This window comes from Acinetobacter sp. YH16040_T (assembly GCF_024605785.1).
In the GTDB taxonomy this organism is placed as follows: Bacteria; Pseudomonadota; Gammaproteobacteria; order Pseudomonadales; family Moraxellaceae; genus Acinetobacter; species Acinetobacter amyesii.
Genome location: NZ_CP094541.1, coordinates 3,071,316 through 3,086,881 on the forward strand (window position 1 = coordinate 3,071,316; position 15,566 = coordinate 3,086,881).

General features: G+C 41.7%; 13 protein-coding genes. 1 reads left to right on the forward strand and 12 read right to left on the reverse strand.

The annotated features are described in order from the left end of the window. Positions 1–259: 259 nt before the first annotated feature. From MST16_RS15160 to MST16_RS15195, 8 genes are read right to left on the reverse strand one after another with little or no spacing between them, the layout of a single operon-like run. Positions 260–1,099 (reverse strand): hypothetical protein, encoded by an 840-nt coding sequence (locus tag MST16_RS15160; protein ID WP_180092210.1) that lies wholly within the window; start codon positions 1,097–1,099, stop codon positions 260–262. Between the two features lie 7 nt (positions 1,100–1,106). After that, the gene (aroB, locus tag MST16_RS15165; RefSeq protein ID WP_180092207.1) at positions 1,107–2,189 is read right to left on the reverse strand and encodes a 3-dehydroquinate synthase; all 1,083 of its coding nucleotides are present in this window, start codon (positions 2,187–2,189) and stop codon (positions 1,107–1,109) included. Positions 2,190–2,203: 14 nt separating this feature from the next. Further along, positions 2,204–2,749, reverse strand: a complete 546-nt coding sequence (aroK, locus tag MST16_RS15170; protein ID WP_078189378.1) for a shikimate kinase AroK — start codon at positions 2,747–2,749, stop codon at positions 2,204–2,206. A 36-nt stretch (positions 2,750–2,785) separates the two neighbouring features. Next, positions 2,786–4,888, reverse strand: a complete 2,103-nt coding sequence (gene pilQ / locus MST16_RS15175) for a type IV pilus secretin PilQ (RefSeq protein ID WP_180088921.1) — start codon at positions 4,886–4,888, stop codon at positions 2,786–2,788. A 16-nt stretch (positions 4,889–4,904) separates the two neighbouring features. Beyond that, positions 4,905–5,432, reverse strand: coding sequence for a pilus assembly protein PilP (locus MST16_RS15180; RefSeq protein WP_078192530.1), 528 nt, complete (start codon positions 5,430–5,432; stop codon positions 4,905–4,907). Next, positions 5,429–6,151 carry a type 4a pilus biogenesis protein PilO gene (locus MST16_RS15185; RefSeq protein WP_168378181.1) on the reverse strand — a complete coding sequence of 241 codons (723 nt, stop codon included), beginning with the start codon at positions 6,149–6,151 and terminating at the stop codon, positions 5,429–5,431. Before MST16_RS15185 ends, MST16_RS15180 begins: the two co-directional genes overlap by 4 nt. Beyond that, complete coding sequence (locus tag MST16_RS15190) at positions 6,148–6,834, reverse strand: PilN domain-containing protein (RefSeq protein WP_078189382.1); 687 nt, start codon at positions 6,832–6,834, stop codon at positions 6,148–6,150. The genes MST16_RS15185 and MST16_RS15190 overlap by 4 nt, the downstream gene beginning before the upstream one ends. Then, the gene (locus MST16_RS15195) at positions 6,834–7,892 is read right to left on the reverse strand and encodes a pilus assembly protein PilM (RefSeq protein ID WP_078189383.1); all 1,059 of its coding nucleotides are present in this window, start codon (positions 7,890–7,892) and stop codon (positions 6,834–6,836) included. The genes MST16_RS15190 and MST16_RS15195 overlap by 1 nt, the downstream gene beginning before the upstream one ends. A 165-nt stretch (positions 7,893–8,057) precedes the next feature. Here MST16_RS15195 and ponA point away from each other — a divergent pair, with 165 nt between their 5' ends. After that, positions 8,058–10,598: a penicillin-binding protein PBP1a gene (ponA, locus tag MST16_RS15200; protein WP_180092204.1), complete on the forward strand. Its 2,541-nt coding sequence runs from the start codon at positions 8,058–8,060 to the stop codon at positions 10,596–10,598. A 53-nt stretch (positions 10,599–10,651) separates the two neighbouring features. Here ponA and MST16_RS15205 read toward each other — a convergent pair whose 3' ends face one another. The 4 genes from MST16_RS15205 to MST16_RS15220 all read right to left on the reverse strand — a co-directional run bounded on the left by MST16_RS15205 (position 10,652) and on the right by MST16_RS15220 (position 15,566). After that, positions 10,652–11,455, reverse strand: coding sequence for a putative RNA methyltransferase (locus tag MST16_RS15205; protein WP_180092277.1), 804 nt, complete (start codon positions 11,453–11,455; stop codon positions 10,652–10,654). Positions 11,456–11,532: 77 nt separating this feature from the next. After that, positions 11,533–12,651, reverse strand: coding sequence for a phospho-N-acetylmuramoyl-pentapeptide-transferase (mraY, locus tag MST16_RS15210; RefSeq protein ID WP_078189386.1), 1,119 nt, complete (start codon positions 12,649–12,651; stop codon positions 11,533–11,535). After that, the gene (gene murF / locus MST16_RS15215; RefSeq protein WP_180092201.1) at positions 12,651–14,060 is read right to left on the reverse strand and encodes a UDP-N-acetylmuramoyl-tripeptide--D-alanyl-D-alanine ligase; all 1,410 of its coding nucleotides are present in this window, start codon (positions 14,058–14,060) and stop codon (positions 12,651–12,653) included. Before murF ends, mraY begins: the two co-directional genes overlap by 1 nt. 9 nt (positions 14,061–14,069) lie before the next feature. After that, the gene (locus tag MST16_RS15220) at positions 14,070–15,566 is read right to left on the reverse strand and encodes a UDP-N-acetylmuramoyl-L-alanyl-D-glutamate--2,6-diaminopimelate ligase (protein WP_180092198.1); all 1,497 of its coding nucleotides are present in this window, start codon (positions 15,564–15,566) and stop codon (positions 14,070–14,072) included.

Genomic DNA, 15,566 nt, shown 5'->3' on the forward strand with positions numbered 1-15,566 from the left:
GCAGTTCAGATCAGGGATAACGACTGGATTAATGACTTCGCACTTTTATCGAATCATTTTCGCGCCAAAACAGGGAGAAAAGTTCAATTTACGCACCAATTAAGCAATTTATATGCCAACTTGATGCATTTTACCCTAAGATGGCTGATTACAAGCACTTTTTAGTTATAACAAATAATTCAAATTGTTCTTTTTTTATTTTATGCACTTTTTCTGTGCAGTTTAGGCTTTTCCCAAGAGGTCTTGCGCTATTTTAGAACTAATTAAATGGATCGGTTACTTCTTGCTCTACTGGTGCAGGTTTTGGACGTGGTGCATCTACACTACTTTGTGATTTTTGCACATCAATCACATTCCCTTCCGCATCACGACGAGTCACCGTAGTACTTGTTGTTGCATTAGCTGGAGTTGTTACCGTCGTTGCAGCCGCTGCTTTTCGTGCGGCGATTTGAGCTTCATCAATTTTCGGTAAAGGTACAGGTTTTAATTTAACAGCATATAACTTTTGACTCGACGACATTTCTTCTGTGCCCAAGTCATTCACATATGCTTGATATTGTTTAAATTCCACAACTTCAGGTTTAATTGAAGCAGGCAAAGCGATGTTAAGGCTCGACATTGCAGCTTTGGCATCATTTTGCGACGAATATGGTCCAGTTAAAATGACGTATTGCTCAGGATGGTCTTCACCTGAAAGACGTAGATAAATAAATTTATGACGCTCAGGCTGCTTGCGTAAGAAACTTTTTAAAATATCTTCCTCAGAAACCCGAAATAATTCAACACCATAAAGTTTGGCAGAATCATTGATAAATTTAGTGCCGCGAAATTCTGGCTCATGTTGAGCTGTAGCAACCACACGGGTCGTCATATCAAGTGGACGTACTTCTTCATTTAATGCACCAAGATGGGACATTGCTGCCACTTTCTCTGGCTGAATTTGCAAATCCACTTCGGTTTCAGCTTGCTTTTCAACTTCAACCAATTCTTTGGTATCTGTAATCGCCCAGAAAACCAATGCAGCGAACAGACACACAGCTCCACCCACCAACCATGCGTAGTGATGAACTTTTTGCCATTGAGACTGCCGCGCTGCCATGATGTACCTACTCTGCCTGATTTGCCAAAATTGCCTGTTTCATTAACTCAACATCAAACTCTTTGGTGATGATGGCCTGACCTAATGATTTCAGTAAAATAAGTCGTAATTGCCCATTCAATACTTTTTTATCATGAGACATATACGCCAAAAAATCCTCTAGCGGAATTTTAGGGCAAACTATCGGTAATTGTGCACGTAAAATGATTTTTTTTGTACGTTCTAAATCTTCAGCAGTGATCCAACCCATACGCTGGGACAAATCTGCAGCCATTACCATCCCTGTTGCAACGGCTTCACCATGCAACCATTCACCATATCCTAAGTATGATTCAATCGCATGACCAAAGGTATGACCCAGGTTTAATAATGCACGTTCGCCTTGTTCTTTTTCATCATTGGCCACAATACGCGCTTTATGGGCACATGAACGATATACTGCTTCAGCCAACAAGGTTGCATCACCTGCAACCAATGCATCCATATGTTGTTCAAGCCAAGTCAAGAATTCAACATCACCCAACAACGCATATTTGATCACTTCGGCCAAACCTGCAGAAAGTTCACGCGCTGGCAAAGTTTTTAATTGCGCCATATCTGCAAGGACCACTTGGGGTTGCTGGAAGGCACCAATCATGTTTTTACCCAGTGGATGGTTAATCCCGGTTTTTCCACCAACACTTGAATCCACTTGAGAAAGTAATGTCGTCGGCACTTGAATAAAATACACACCACGTTGATAGCATGCAGAGGCAAAACCGGTCATATCCCCAATGACGCCCCCACCTAATGCCAAAACCGTACAATCACGGTTAAAGCCTGCTTCGAGTAAGGCATCAAAAATTAAATTCAAATGGTCTAAATTTTTATACTTTTCACCATCAGGCAAAATACATGTTGCAACGGTTTTCCCTAATGCCTCAATTGCATCTACATAATGTTTTAAATAGAGCGGAGCAACTGTGGTATTAGAGACAATCATCACTTGTTTACCCTGAATATAAGGCTCAAGTAAAGTTTGTGGATCGAGGTCACTCCCAATAAAAATAGGGTAGCGACGATCACCAAGTTCAACATGTAAGGTTTGCATGAATTTAACCTTTTTTAACGAGATATATTTTGTGAAACAATTAAATTAAAAATTTTTTGCGCAAGATCTCGCGCGGCACCTTGATTGGTTTCAATAATATAGTGCGCGACTTCACGATAAAGAGGATCGCGGGCAGCCAATAAATCTCGTAGCTTTTGCTCTGGATTTTCCACTTGAAGAAGTGGACGATTTTTGTCGCGGTAGGTTCGTTGTAACTGAATTTCCACCGGAGTATATAGATAAACAACAATACCACGTTGTTTTAAAAATTCACGATTTGGGGGCTGAGTCACAGCACCACCGCCAGTCGCTAAGACCAGTTGTTTCTTTGCAGTTAACTCATCAATGACATTCGTTTCACGACTTCTAAAGCCTTTTTCCCCTTCCTTTTCAAAAATCCAAGGAATCGTGGCACCTGTTTTACGTTCAATTTCATGATCACTGTCTAGAAATTCACGTCCTAACAATTCTGCTAAATGTCGCCCTACGGTTGTTTTTCCTGCCCCCATTGGCCCTACCAAATAGATATTTGGTAGGGTTTCAAACTCTTTGCTTGGCAAGGAGTCACCTATTTCTTTTGTTAAATTGAAAATATATTAATGATTTCTCGTAACACTGTCATTAACAATTCGCGGAGTAACAAAAATCAGGAGCTCTGTCTGTGCGCTAGTTTTCACATTATTTTTAAATAAGTTTCCGAAAACCGGCAAATCCCCCAAAAAAGGTACTTTGGTATATTGATTTTGTTGAATGTCATCAAAAATACCACCTAGGACCACTGTTTCACCATCACCGACTAAAACATTAGTCTCAAGTTTATTGGTATTAATTAAATAACCGGCCGCGGTTAATCGACCAACAGTATCCTTGTTAACTTTTAAATCCATCTGTACCCTCCCATCTGGCGTAATACTTGGGGTCACTTCCAGTTTCAAGTTTGCATCAACAAAACTTGTTGTCGTACCACCTTCAGCACTCCAACTTTGATACGGAATTTGATCGCCTCTTAAGATTGTTGCTTTTTGCTTATCACCCGTTAAAACTTTTGGTGCTGCTAAAACTTCACCGTGACCATCCGATTGTAAAGCTGTAAGTTGTAGATCAAGCATAAAGTCTGAAATTTTAAGCAACCCAAAACTAAAATTTCCTGCTGATGCCGTCCCTAAATCTACCGCTAAATCTAACTTTGGAGAATAATCTCCACCCCAAACATTTGATCCATTAGCACCACCACTTAAACTCGGATTATTACGCTGTATACCCCAGTTAACACCGAGTTCTCTCGAAAATTCTGTTTGAGCGGTCACAATTCTTGTTTCAACCATGACTTGTTTGACAGCAACATCTAATAGATCAATCATCTTACGAACTTTATCAATATTCTCAGATGTATCATTAACAATAAGTGTATTGGTCCGGTTATCAGAAACTACACTACCTCTTGGGCTCAGCATACTTTCTAATGCAAGTGATGTACCTCCTGCTGTGCCATTCGACTCGGCTCCTTTTCCATCTCGGGAATCTTCTAATAATTTTAAAATATCTGAAGATTTCGCATAGCTCAGCTGAATATATTCAGTTTGAATCGGCGCTAATTTTATTCGCTGTGCAAGTGCTTTTGCTTCATCATCTTCCGCTTTAATCAACTCAGATACAGGCGCAATCCAAATCACATTACCATTACGACGTTTATCCAAATTCTTGGTTTTCAAAACAATGTCTAGCGCTTGATCCCAAGGAACATCTTTTAAGCGAAGTGTAATATTTCCTTGAACCGTATCAGCAGCAACCATATTGATTTCAGTGAAATCAGCCAAAAGTTGCAGCACACGACGTACTTCAATATCTTGGAAGTCTAATGAAATTTTCTTACCGGTATAATGATTGGCAGCTTTAGGACGTAATGGATTCTTATCTTCCGGACGTTTCAAACTTACCGTTAATTTATTATCAGTTTGGTACGCCATATATTCATAGCTGCCCGTCGACTGAATGGTAATCACACCATTACCGCCATCATTATGTGCGTCCACCGTTGCAACAGGTGTTGCAAAATCATTGACATTTAAACGGCGAGTCAAATGTGCAGGTACTTTATTGCCTAAAGTACGGATCACCACTTTACTGCCTTGCTGTTGAACATCAACGGGAGTATTTCCACCGAGTAAATCAACAACAACTTGACCTTCACCATTAGAACCACGGTGGAAACCAATATTTGAGATGCCCTGTTGCTGACGTTGTGCTACAGGCTGTACATAATTTGCAGCTTGTGCAGAGTTGATTTTTAAAATAAAGGTATTACCTTCAACACGCGTGGTAAAAGCGCCAGCATTGGCTAAATTTACCGTTAAGCGCGCACGTTGTGCATCCGAACTCACATCCACAGTGCTCGCTTCAGCCGTTGCAACAGGAATTGAACTTTGTTTTAAATTTTGTTGTGCTTTATCAAAGTCTAAAACCAATCGTGATGGTTGATCGAGTTGATAAGCTTGTGGTTGCGGCGGCAAGCCATTAAACATCACGCGAATTTCAGTCCCTTGACCTGGAATTTGCATTGGTACCACATTGGTTACACTCACCTGAGCATTGGCAACTTGCATCATCGCCATTGCAACAGCCCCCATCGAAAACTGACGAAACACATGATTCATTGTATTGCCATCCCCAAAAATAAAATCTTGTACACTATTCTTCATTTTTATTCCTTTAAGCTTAAGGTGCTGGTCCAATTAATATGAGACTTCTAGGACGCTCTACATATCCTTCTCGCCCATCCGGAATAATCTCAATCAAATCAATTTGAGTCGGGGTAATATTTACCACTCGACCATGATTGAGCCCCATATAACTTCCACGTTGAATACGCTCAACTTCACCATCCGGCGTCTGAATCAAGGCTAAAATTTGCCCAGATTGGTTACGCATACTACCCTTCATATTCAGGGTTTCGAGTGCATAACTTTCCAAAGGTTGAGGCTGACGACTCAAGTTTGGATAAACACGCTTACCCGCCATGATTTTAAGTTCTGCTGCCAATGAACTTGGCAAGAACGGACTTTTTAATGAATGCGCTGCATAATTAAAAGTCTCGACAGGCACAAAATCTGGCGCAGGCTCAATCGCTAGTGGCGCTTGATTGCGTATATTTGCCATCTCTTGATTGACCACATCAATACGTGATTCACAACCTGCTAATACAAATCCAACCATCACAGAAAGTGCCAATTTATTCATTTTCATTTTGGAGCCTCCTGTGTACTTGCTGAATCTGCAGCTTTCGCAGCACTTTCAGTATTTCCTTCGTAACGATATGTTTTCGCAGAAATGACATAATCAATTTTTGGAATATCTGAGTTCTTTTCTTTATTTTCAGTTGCTGTAATCGTTAAATTATGCAAAGTCACAATCCGTGAAAGCCCGGCAATGCCACTAACAAATGAACCAAAGGCATGGTAATCACCCGTTGCTTCAATACGAATTGGCTGTTCCGTAAAGAACTCTTGCTTCACTTCAGGTTCAAGACGAATAATTTTAAATTTCAGTCCAGAATTCACGCCTGTTAAGTTGATATCTTCAACCAAACCTGGAATTTCAGTTTCTTTCGGCAATTGTTCTAATTGTTGATTAAAACGTGCTTCCATATCCTGCAACTGCAATTGATATTGTTGCAAATTACGTAGTTTTGAATCTTTTTCACGAAATTCATTCAACAAATTTTGTTCTTGTGCATTGGCACTTGAAATAGCTTCAATCTTGCCTTTAATCGCCAAGAAATAGCCCAAAATTGCCACAAGGATAATGATAAAAATCCAGCAGGTAATTTTGACTGAAATTGGCCAACTACCATAGTTATTCGGATCTAAGGTATTGAACTGCTGTACAAACTTATCAAAAGTCATTTTCTTTTTCGGAATGACAACAGCATCTTGATTCAATTGTTCAAATTCATCACGACTCATTTTGCAGCCTCCGGAGTTGGTGTTGCTGCAGTTTGTGCGTCAGATGTTTGCGCCGATGAAGCTGACTGTCCTGCATTTGCTGCTGGATCATTAATGGTCGGCTGCGCAATTTGCTCCAAATCAGCAGTCACAGTAAATGCACCATAAGATTCTTCTACGCGAGGAACCACTGACGTCGGCGCTTTGTCTTTTTTCTCTTCAGCCACAAGGAATGAGCTCATGAAGGCATTACGATACCAAGGTGATGCTTCCAAATTACGCAGTAAATCTGCAACAGTATTTGGACTTTCCGCACGCCCTTCGATCATAAATTTGTCGCCATTACGCTCAAATTTTGTGATGTACATATTGGCAGGTGTCACACGAACCAATTCATCTACAAGATGTACCGCGATTGGACGTTGACCTTGTAAGCCTTGAATCAGCTTCATGCGTTCAATAATGGCATTACGTTGTTCTTGCAAACCATCTAAAGACTTTAATTGAACATCTAAATTTTGGTTATGACTGATAATCAATTGGTTCGCTTGTTCTTGATCTTTTAATTTGTGATCAAAGTACAACCATGTTAAACCAACCCCAATTACCCCAATTAAAAAAGCCCCAATACAAAGTGCAATAAATTCTTTTTTTCGTTTCTCTCTTAGCTCATCACGCCAAGGGAGCAAGTTAATTTTTGCCATTAATCAAAACTCCTCAATGCTAGACCGCATGCCACCATGAGTGATGAGGCATCATTTTCAATTTTTTTAATATCAATTTGAGGTGAAAAACCCATTTGTAAGAATGGATTGGCAATCGTGACACGGTAACCCAATTTTTGTTGAAGTAGTTTTGCAAGCCCCGGAATATTGGCATTCCCCCCTGCCAATAAGATGTGGTCAATTTCGTTGAACTGTGAAGATGAGAAGAAGAACTGTAAAGAACGCGCTGCTTGTTGAACGACAGCTTCTAAGAAAGGTTCTAAGACTTCAACATCATAGTCATCTGGCAAGGCACGTGTTTTTTTCGCACGACCCGCTTCTTCGAAAGACAATGCATAGCGATTTTGAATTTCCTGTGTCAATTGTTTGCCACCAAACACTTGCTCACGGGTATAAATCACTTTGTTATTCTGCATAACAGATAAGGTCGTCATACTATGACCAATATCTAAAATACCCACGGTATTTACACCCATTGGCAAAGTATCTGAGAAAACTTTAAATGCATTTTCAATTGCAAAGCTTTCTACATCGCCAATTTTTGGTGTCAGACCCGCAAGCTGAATAACTTCCGCACGCGCTTCGACATTTTCAATACGCGTAGCGACAAGTAGAACATTGACACGATTTGGATTGGATAAACGATCCGGCAAGACCTCAAAATCAAGGCTCGCTTCATCAAGTGGGAACGGAATATATTGCTCAGCATCATCACGAATCTGAATTTCACGTTCATCATCATTCATATCTGCGTCCATTTCGATGATTTTTGTAATCACCATCGAGGTTGGAACCGCCAAAGCTGCATTGGTCGTCTGTGTATTGGCCAAATTAATTGCGCGCTCTAAACAGTCACCGACAGCTTCCGGATTCAATATGTTCTTTTCAACAACACTTCCTTCTGGTAATGGTACCAAAGCATAGCTTTCTACCCAATACCGCCCACTCTTTACAGAAAGTTCCAAAACCTTAACAGAAGTCGAACTAATATCTACTCCTATTAACCCCTTATTTGGCTTACGATATAACCTGAGCACAATATAATTCCTATTATTTTTTTATCCCCAAAAAAATTAACCCACTAATTAGCATTGGTCTATAATTTTATACAGATACAATAACTCATCTAACAATCCGTATATCGAAAGGATATACTGACCACCAATTAGTTTGCCATTAGCTCTTATTAAAACTTACTTGTTATGAAAAAGCTATCTTGTTCAGGCCTTGTTCATCCATTTTTTTTGGCCATTATTATTATTTTGGTCGCAATTCCAATGGGTTTCTATGGCATGTATCTCTATATTGCCCCGTCTTTGCCTGAAATGTCCATCTTAAAAAAGGCTCCATTATTAAAACCATTACAGGTTTATAGTGCTGATAATGAGCTGATTGCAGAATATGGTGGCAAACTTTCGGTCCCTGTAGAGTACGACCAAATCCCGTCTCATTTCATTCATGGCTTTTTAGCTGCGGAAGATTCTTCGTTTTTTGAGCACAGCGGAATTAGTTTCAAAGGATTGGGACGTGCTGTCAGTGAAAGTATTACGGGTTCAGATGTGCAAACGGGTGGTTCAACCATTACCATGCAGGTTGCAAAAAACTATTATCTGACTCCAGAACGTACTTTAAAACGTAAACTGACTGAAGTTTTCCTTGCTCGAAAAATTGAACAGAATCTAAGCAAAGAAGAAATTTTAACGCTGTATGTCAACAAAATCTTTTTGGGCAAAAATGCTTACGGGATCGCTGCAGCTGCAAAAATTTATTATAACAAGAGCTTGCAAGATTTGAGTTTGGCTCAAATGGCAATGATTTCAGGCTTACCCAAAGCACCATCAAAATATAATCCTGTAGCCAACCCAAAACGTGCTTTAGAACGTCGTAATTGGATTTTAGGACGTATGTTGCAATTGGGTTATATCAATCAATCTGAATATCAAAAAGCGATTGCTGAACCAATTAATCTCGATATGCCTGACCGTGGGGTCAGCAATAAATTTCCCTATGTAGGCGAAATGGTTCGCTCAGAATTAGTCGAAAAGTTTGGTGAACAGGCGACTGATTCAGGCTATAAAGTCTACACCACCATCAACAGCCAACGCCAAGCCTATGCTGAGCAAGCTGTGCAAGATGGTCTTGAAGCTTACGATAGACGACATGGTTGGCGTGGTGCAGAAGCACATGATGAGCCATTAAAAAACTTTATTCCATATGCTAACACTTATCCTGCCGAAGTCACTAAAGTCAACAACACCAGTATCGAAGTGTTGATGCAAGACGGCAGTAGTGTGACTGTTCCATGGTCAGGTCTGTCTTGGGCACGTCCCTATCGCAATGCCAATAGTGTAGGCAATGCGCCAAGCAAAGCCTCACAAATTGTTAAAGTAAAAGATATTATTCGCCTACGTCCGAATGCTGATAAAAGCTCATGGGCTTTGGTGCAAATTCCAAAAGCGCAAGGTCAATTAATCGCACTCAACCCCAATAATGGTGGCATTGAAGCCATTGTCGGTGGTTATAATTTTTATCAATCTAAATTTAACCGTGCTCTACAAGGCTGGCGTCAGCCGGGTTCAACCATTAAACCCTTTGTTTATGCTTTAGCACTTGAACGCGGTATGACTCCATACTCCATGGTCAATGACAATCCAATTACGATTGGCAAGTGGACGCCTAAAAACTCTGACGGTCGGTATTTAGGGATGATTCCTCTACGCCGTGCCCTATATTTATCACGTAACACGGTCTCTGTTCGCTTATTACAAGTCGTCGGAATTGAACGTACTCGCCAATTATTTATGGATTTTGGCTTACAAGAAAACCAAATTCCAAGTAACTACACCATTGCTTTAGGTACCCCACAGGTGTTGCCGATTCAAATGGCGACAGGTTATGCGACTTTTGCCAACGGTGGATATCGTATTCAACCCCATTTTATTAGCCGTATTGAAGATGCTTATGGCAAAGTCATTTATCAAGCCAATCCTGAATATGCATGTATTCAATGTATCAATCAAAAGGACGAAGTTGAATCTGCAGATCCGACCACGCCGGATGATGAAGTGATTGAAGTCACCAATCAGGATAACAAGCCCGCTGAATCAAAAATTTCCGATACTGAAGCAGCAAACTATAAACAAGCTCAGCGGATTTTGAAGTCAAGTTCAGCCTTTGATATGGCGAACATCTTGCGTGACGTGATCCAACACGGTACAGGTCGTGCGGCTTTAAAAATTGGTCGCGGTGATTTAGGCGGTAAAACCGGTACAACCAATGATGCAAAAGACGCGTGGTTTGCTGGATTTAATGGAAAATTGGTCACTGTGGCTTGGGTCGGTTTTGACCAACCCTCTACTTTAGGTCGCCGTGAATATGGTGGTGTTGCAGCATTGCCTATTTGGTCAGATTTTATGGCGAAATCACTTAAAGGCACACCTGAAGCTTGGGTGCGTTTAGACACCCATGCCAAGAATCCAATCAACCGTAATTCGGCTAAAGCGACTCAAGGTCAACCTGAACAAGATCGTGCAGCAACGCCACCAATGGCTCAACCGCTGTATCGTCCTGCTCCTGTTGCACCGAAGCCTCAGGCTTCGCAAAATGATTTTGACGACCTTCCTGGGTCTACTGAAACCAATCTTGCACCGACTCGAACTGCGCCTCCGCCAATGCAGCCTAAACCACAAGGTGCAGAGCATAAAACGGACGCACTTGATCATCTCATCGATCAAGTTCAGTAAATACTGCATAAAAAAAGCCCTCAAACGAGGGCTTTTTTATCACTTCCAATGCATTATTTCTTTTTAAAGAGATAAATTTGATACTGCGCTTGCAACTCAAATTGTTCATTTTTTTCTAGAGCTTCTCGACGCTCAGCTTTCACTTTATAGGCATAAGGCGTCATTGCAATTAAGTTTTTGAGATCCTGCTGAGAAAGTGACATTTTCGCTTGAACCACTTGTTCACTTTCCAATTCAAAATCATTCGCCAGTTGTTCCACAAATTTATGCGGTTCATGTGGTTTTACTTCTTCAAACAAAGCTTCACGCATAGCATAAAGATGCTCTGGTGCAGGTGTAACCACCATCAAGTGCCCCTCAGGCTTTAATACGCGAAGGATTTCTTCTTTTGGAATAGGACTAAATAAACTCGTACACAAGTCAATCGAATGGTCTAATACAGGTAAGGTTGCCCCTGTCCCAACCACCCAAGTCACCTCTTTATTCAGTTTAGCGGCCACTTGTACTGCATTTTTAGCAATATCGACACCCACACACTGTAGTACTTCAGCTTGCATCGCATCAGTGTAATAGCCTTCACCACAGCCAATATCCAACAAGTTTTCAACCCTTAATTTTTGAATCAAAGCCACCACTGCCTGTTGCAAAGGTGCATAGTGACCTGCACTCAAAAACGCACGACGCGCCTGTAAAGATTCAGGCGTATCACCCGGATTTTTACTGTGTTTATGTTGAACCACATGTAAATTGACATAGCCTTGTTTTGCAACATCATAGCTATGATTATTTTCACAGCGCCATGTCCGCTCTGTGAGTTTCAATGCTTCACGGCATACAGGACACATCAACAGGTTCATCATTTACTCCACTATATTTTTGAAATAAAAAAACCGGCATCTGTGGGAGCAAATGCCGGTTTCGTTTATTTATTTGCTTAACGTAATTTTAAAGTCATTAGACCCAAAACTACCAGCATAATTGTGATAATCCAAAAACGAATCACCACCTGAGTTTCACGCCATCCCTTTTTCTCATAGTGATGGTGCAGCGGTGCCATTAAGAATACACGCTTGTTCCGCATACGCAGTGAGCCAATTTGCAAGAAAACAGAAATAGCTTCAACCACAAAGACACCGCCCATAATGGCAAAAACGATTTCTTGACGAACCATGACTGCGATCGTACCGAGCATCGCACCTAGAGATAAGGCACCGACATCACCCATAAACACTTGAGCTGGATGCGCGTTAAACCATAAGAATGCCAAACCAGCACCGATCATTGCCGCACAGATCACGACAAGTTCAGATGCGTATTTCACATAAGGGATATGTAAATAATCGGCAAAACGAACATCACCAGCCAGATAAGCAAATACACCTAAACCTGCGGCAACTAGAACGATTGGCATAATCGCCAGACCATCTAAACCATCGGTTAAGTTCACAGCATTGGATGCACCGTTAATCACCAAATAAGTAAAGACAATAAAGCCAATACCGAGTGGAATAATAGACAACGGAATGCTAATTTCTTTAAAGAATGGAATCAGCAGATCCAACATATTTGAGGTATGTACAGGGTTTGCTTGCTGTGTCGCAATCACATAGAGCGCAATACCGGCGCCTAACGATGCCACAGAAGTCCAAAAGAATTTCTTCTTCGCAGGTAGACCGGCATTATCTTTATAACGGATTTTAATCCAGTCATCTGCCCAGCCAACAGCACCAAAGATCACCATCACACCAAGTACAATCCATACATAAGGGTTTGAAAGATCGGCCCAAAGTAAGGTTGAAATCCCAATAGACAGTAAAATCAACACACCGCCCATAGTCGGTGTGCCCATTTTTTTGGCATGATTTTCAGGTGCAAATGAACTGACTGCCTGACCATATTTGAGAGCTTGCAATTTGCGGATCATCACAGGTCCAAGCAACAGACCAATGGCCAATGCCGTTAAGACACTGAGTAGTGAACGAAGCGTTAAATAACGAACAACCTGAAACGAGCTGTGATAACCCGCAAGCTGCTCAAATAACCATAACAGCATTAAAGTTTCTCCATCAATTCAGCCATCAAAGTTTCCATGTGGGTATAACGAGAACCTTTAAACAGGAAACTCATGGACTGAGGCTGATGTGTTTTGACTAGACTAATTAATAACGGTAAAGCCTGTTCTTGAGTAAGAAAGGCCTGTAATTTTTTACCATATTGTGTACTACGCGCGCCTTCTTGCACAGCAGGTGAAAACTCACCGACAGCAACGACAAATTGAAGACCAGAGTGTGCTACAAGATCACGTCCCAACATGTAGTGCTGCTGTGCAGCAGATGAACCTAACTCACCAATATCCCCAATGACCATGACTTTGATGCCATCTTGCTGCGCAAGTACATCAGCAGCAGCACGCATTGAGGTTGGATTTGCATTGTAAGTATCATCAATAAACAAATAATCTTTGTGTTGAATAAAGTTTAGACGGCCTTTGGCACCTGTCGCATGTTCAAGCCCCACAACGATATCATCTAAACTCACACCAATCGACAACGCGAAAGCTGCGGCTGCAGTGGCATTTTGCACATTATGCTCACCCGCAAATGGCAGTTGAACAGGACGCGAACCTTGTGGCGTATTTAAGATAAAACGTGAAGATTGAGCCTGAAGTTCAGTCTCAGTCGCAAAAACATCCCCGCCCTGACCAAAACTCATTACTTGCTCAGTTTGCACCGCTTGACGAATGGCATCTGTAAAATCATCTGCCGCAGGGACAATCGAAGTTCCTGTTTTCGCTATATGTGCATAAATTTCAGACTTGGCACAACAAATACCATCACGCCCACCAAACTCCCCCATATGAGCGGTGCCAATATTTAAAATACCGGCAACCTGAGGCTGTACCAAATTTGAGGTGTAATCAATTTCACCTTTATGACTGGCACCAAGCTCCATCACGGCATACTGATGTTCTGGACGTAACTCAAGTAACATCATCGGTACGCCAAGGTCATTATTTAAATTACCGCGCGTAATTAACGTTGGTGCAAGACGAGAAAGGATACTCCCGAGCATCTCTTTGGTCGTAGTTTTACCACTACTTCCTGTCAAGGCAATCACTTTTAAGGCTGGGTTTTGGGCACGACGAAATGCACCTAAATGTCCAAGTGCTAAACGTGTATCTGCAACCACCAACTGACAAATATCCACATCAACCGGATGACTGACAATGGCAATTTCACAACCCTTTTCAGCCACTTGAGCAAGGAAGTCATGCGCATCAAAGCGTTCACCTTTCAGGGCAAGAAAAGCGTCACCTTGCTCTGCATGACGTGAGTCGGTCAAAATTCGTTTTACAGAACCTGTCGGCGCTTGATTGTTATGCCAGTGACCTTGTGTCGCTTGAACCAACTGTTCGGCAGTCCATGGTTCTAACGGAACCGTACTGGTCGTTGAAGTATGCATATCTGTTTCCTATTGCGCTGGATAAGCCGAGTCAGTGTTGTGATGCTGGGAATCAATCGCTGATTTCACTTCCACCACATCATCAAACCAATGTCGAACACCATCAATTTCTTGATAGTTTTCATGGCCTTTACCAGCAATCACCACAATATCACCCGCTTGCGCATGGTTGACTGCGAATTTAATCGCTTCACGGCGGTCATGGATTTCATGGACAGTTTTTCCAGTAAAATCAATACCAGCCTTCATATCTGCAAAAATTTGTTCTGGGTTTTCAGTACGTGGATTATCCGAGGTAATCAACGCAACATCTGCATGGTTTAATGCCGCTTGTGTCATCAATGGACGCTTACCACGGTCACGATCACCACCACAGCCAAACACCGCCCATAACTGTTGCGATACATGACGTTTTAAAGTCTGTAACACTTGAACTAAAGCATCTGGTGTATGTGCATAATCCACCACAAACAGGCGTTCATCATCACGAATCACTTGCATACGACCCGGTGCACCTTTTAACTCGGGCGCAGTTGCGATCAAGGCAGATAAGTCAAAACCCGCTTGCTCCGCTGAAATTAAGCTCGCCACAATATTTTCAATATTGAAGTGTCCCAATAATGGACTTTGCACCACAAATTCAGCTTGAGCAGTACGCAATTTAAATTGTGCGCCCGTTAAGCTGTATTGAATATCCGTCACTTGATAATCCGCAGCCTGACGCGTTGAATAAGTCAAAATTTTAGGCTGAGCCGGGTTTTGGCGTGCGGCATTCAGCATCACTTCTGCATGTTCATCATCGAGATTGATGACTGCAACTTTGAGCGATGGAAACTGAAACAAACGTGATTTCGCTTCAGCATAGGCTTCAAGGGTTTTATGATAATCCAAATGGTCACGACTTAAATTGCTATAAGCGGCAATTTCAATTGCACAGCCATTTAATCGACCTTGTTCTAAGCCATGCGAACTTGCCTCAATGGCAGCAAACTCTGCACCTTCAAGTGCATAGGTATGCAACGCATTTTGCATATGTAACGCATCTAAAGTGGTGTGAGAAGAGGCTTCTAAATTCGGTAAAATTCCGTTACCAGTGGTTCCCATCACTGCACATTTTTTGCCTTGCAGCATGATTAATTCAGCGATTAAACGAGAGATCGTGGTTTTACCATTGGTACCCGTCACTGCCAAAATTCGTGCAGCTTGAGCTGGTTGAGTCGCCTGTAAATATTGCTTTTGCCACTGCCCCATCAATTGACGCACATCCGCGATCACGACACTTTGATCCAAGCCCAAATCAGTTTCTGAAATGACTGCCAACGCGCCATTCTCTAACGCTGCACGTGCAAATTGTGCTGTTTTTTCAGGTTGCGAAAACGAAGTCAGGGCAATAAATATTTGCCCTGCTGTAATTTTGCGACTATCCAGATTGAAGCCCTGAAAGGATTGCGACATCCATTCAGCGGGCTGTTCAACGGTGTATAGATCTTGAAACGTAATTTTCAT

What these genes read in the sequence shown, in the direction of transcription:
- mraY (WP_078189386.1), bottom strand. Translation starts at nt 12,651, where the DNA reads ATGCTGTTATGGTTATTTGAGCAGCTTGCGGGTTATCACAGCTCGTTT.
- murF (WP_180092201.1), bottom strand. Translation starts at nt 14,060, where the DNA reads ATGCATACTTCAACGACCAGTACGGTTCCGTTAGAACCATGGACTGCC.
- MST16_RS15190 (WP_078189382.1), bottom strand. Translation starts at nt 6,834, where the DNA reads ATGGCAAAAATTAACTTGCTCCCTTGGCGTGATGAGCTAAGAGAGAAA.
- pilQ (WP_180088921.1), bottom strand. Translation starts at nt 4,888, where the DNA reads ATGAAGAATAGTGTACAAGATTTTATTTTTGGGGATGGCAATACAATG.
- ponA (WP_180092204.1), top strand. Translation starts at nt 8,058, where the DNA reads ATGAAAAAGCTATCTTGTTCAGGCCTTGTTCATCCATTTTTTTTGGCC.
- MST16_RS15160 (WP_180092210.1), bottom strand. Translation starts at nt 1,099, where the DNA reads ATGGCAGCGCGGCAGTCTCAATGGCAAAAAGTTCATCACTACGCATGG.
- MST16_RS15220 (WP_180092198.1), bottom strand. Translation starts at nt 15,566, where the DNA reads ATGAAAATTACGTTTCAAGATCTATACACCGTTGAACAGCCCGCTGAA.
- MST16_RS15205 (WP_180092277.1), bottom strand. Translation starts at nt 11,455, where the DNA reads ATGAACCTGTTGATGTGTCCTGTATGCCGTGAAGCATTGAAACTCACA.
- aroB (WP_180092207.1), bottom strand. Translation starts at nt 2,189, where the DNA reads ATGCAAACCTTACATGTTGAACTTGGTGATCGTCGCTACCCTATTTTT.
- MST16_RS15180 (WP_078192530.1), bottom strand. Translation starts at nt 5,432, where the DNA reads ATGAAAATGAATAAATTGGCACTTTCTGTGATGGTTGGATTTGTATTA.
- MST16_RS15185 (WP_168378181.1), bottom strand. Translation starts at nt 6,151, where the DNA reads ATGAGTCGTGATGAATTTGAACAATTGAATCAAGATGCTGTTGTCATT.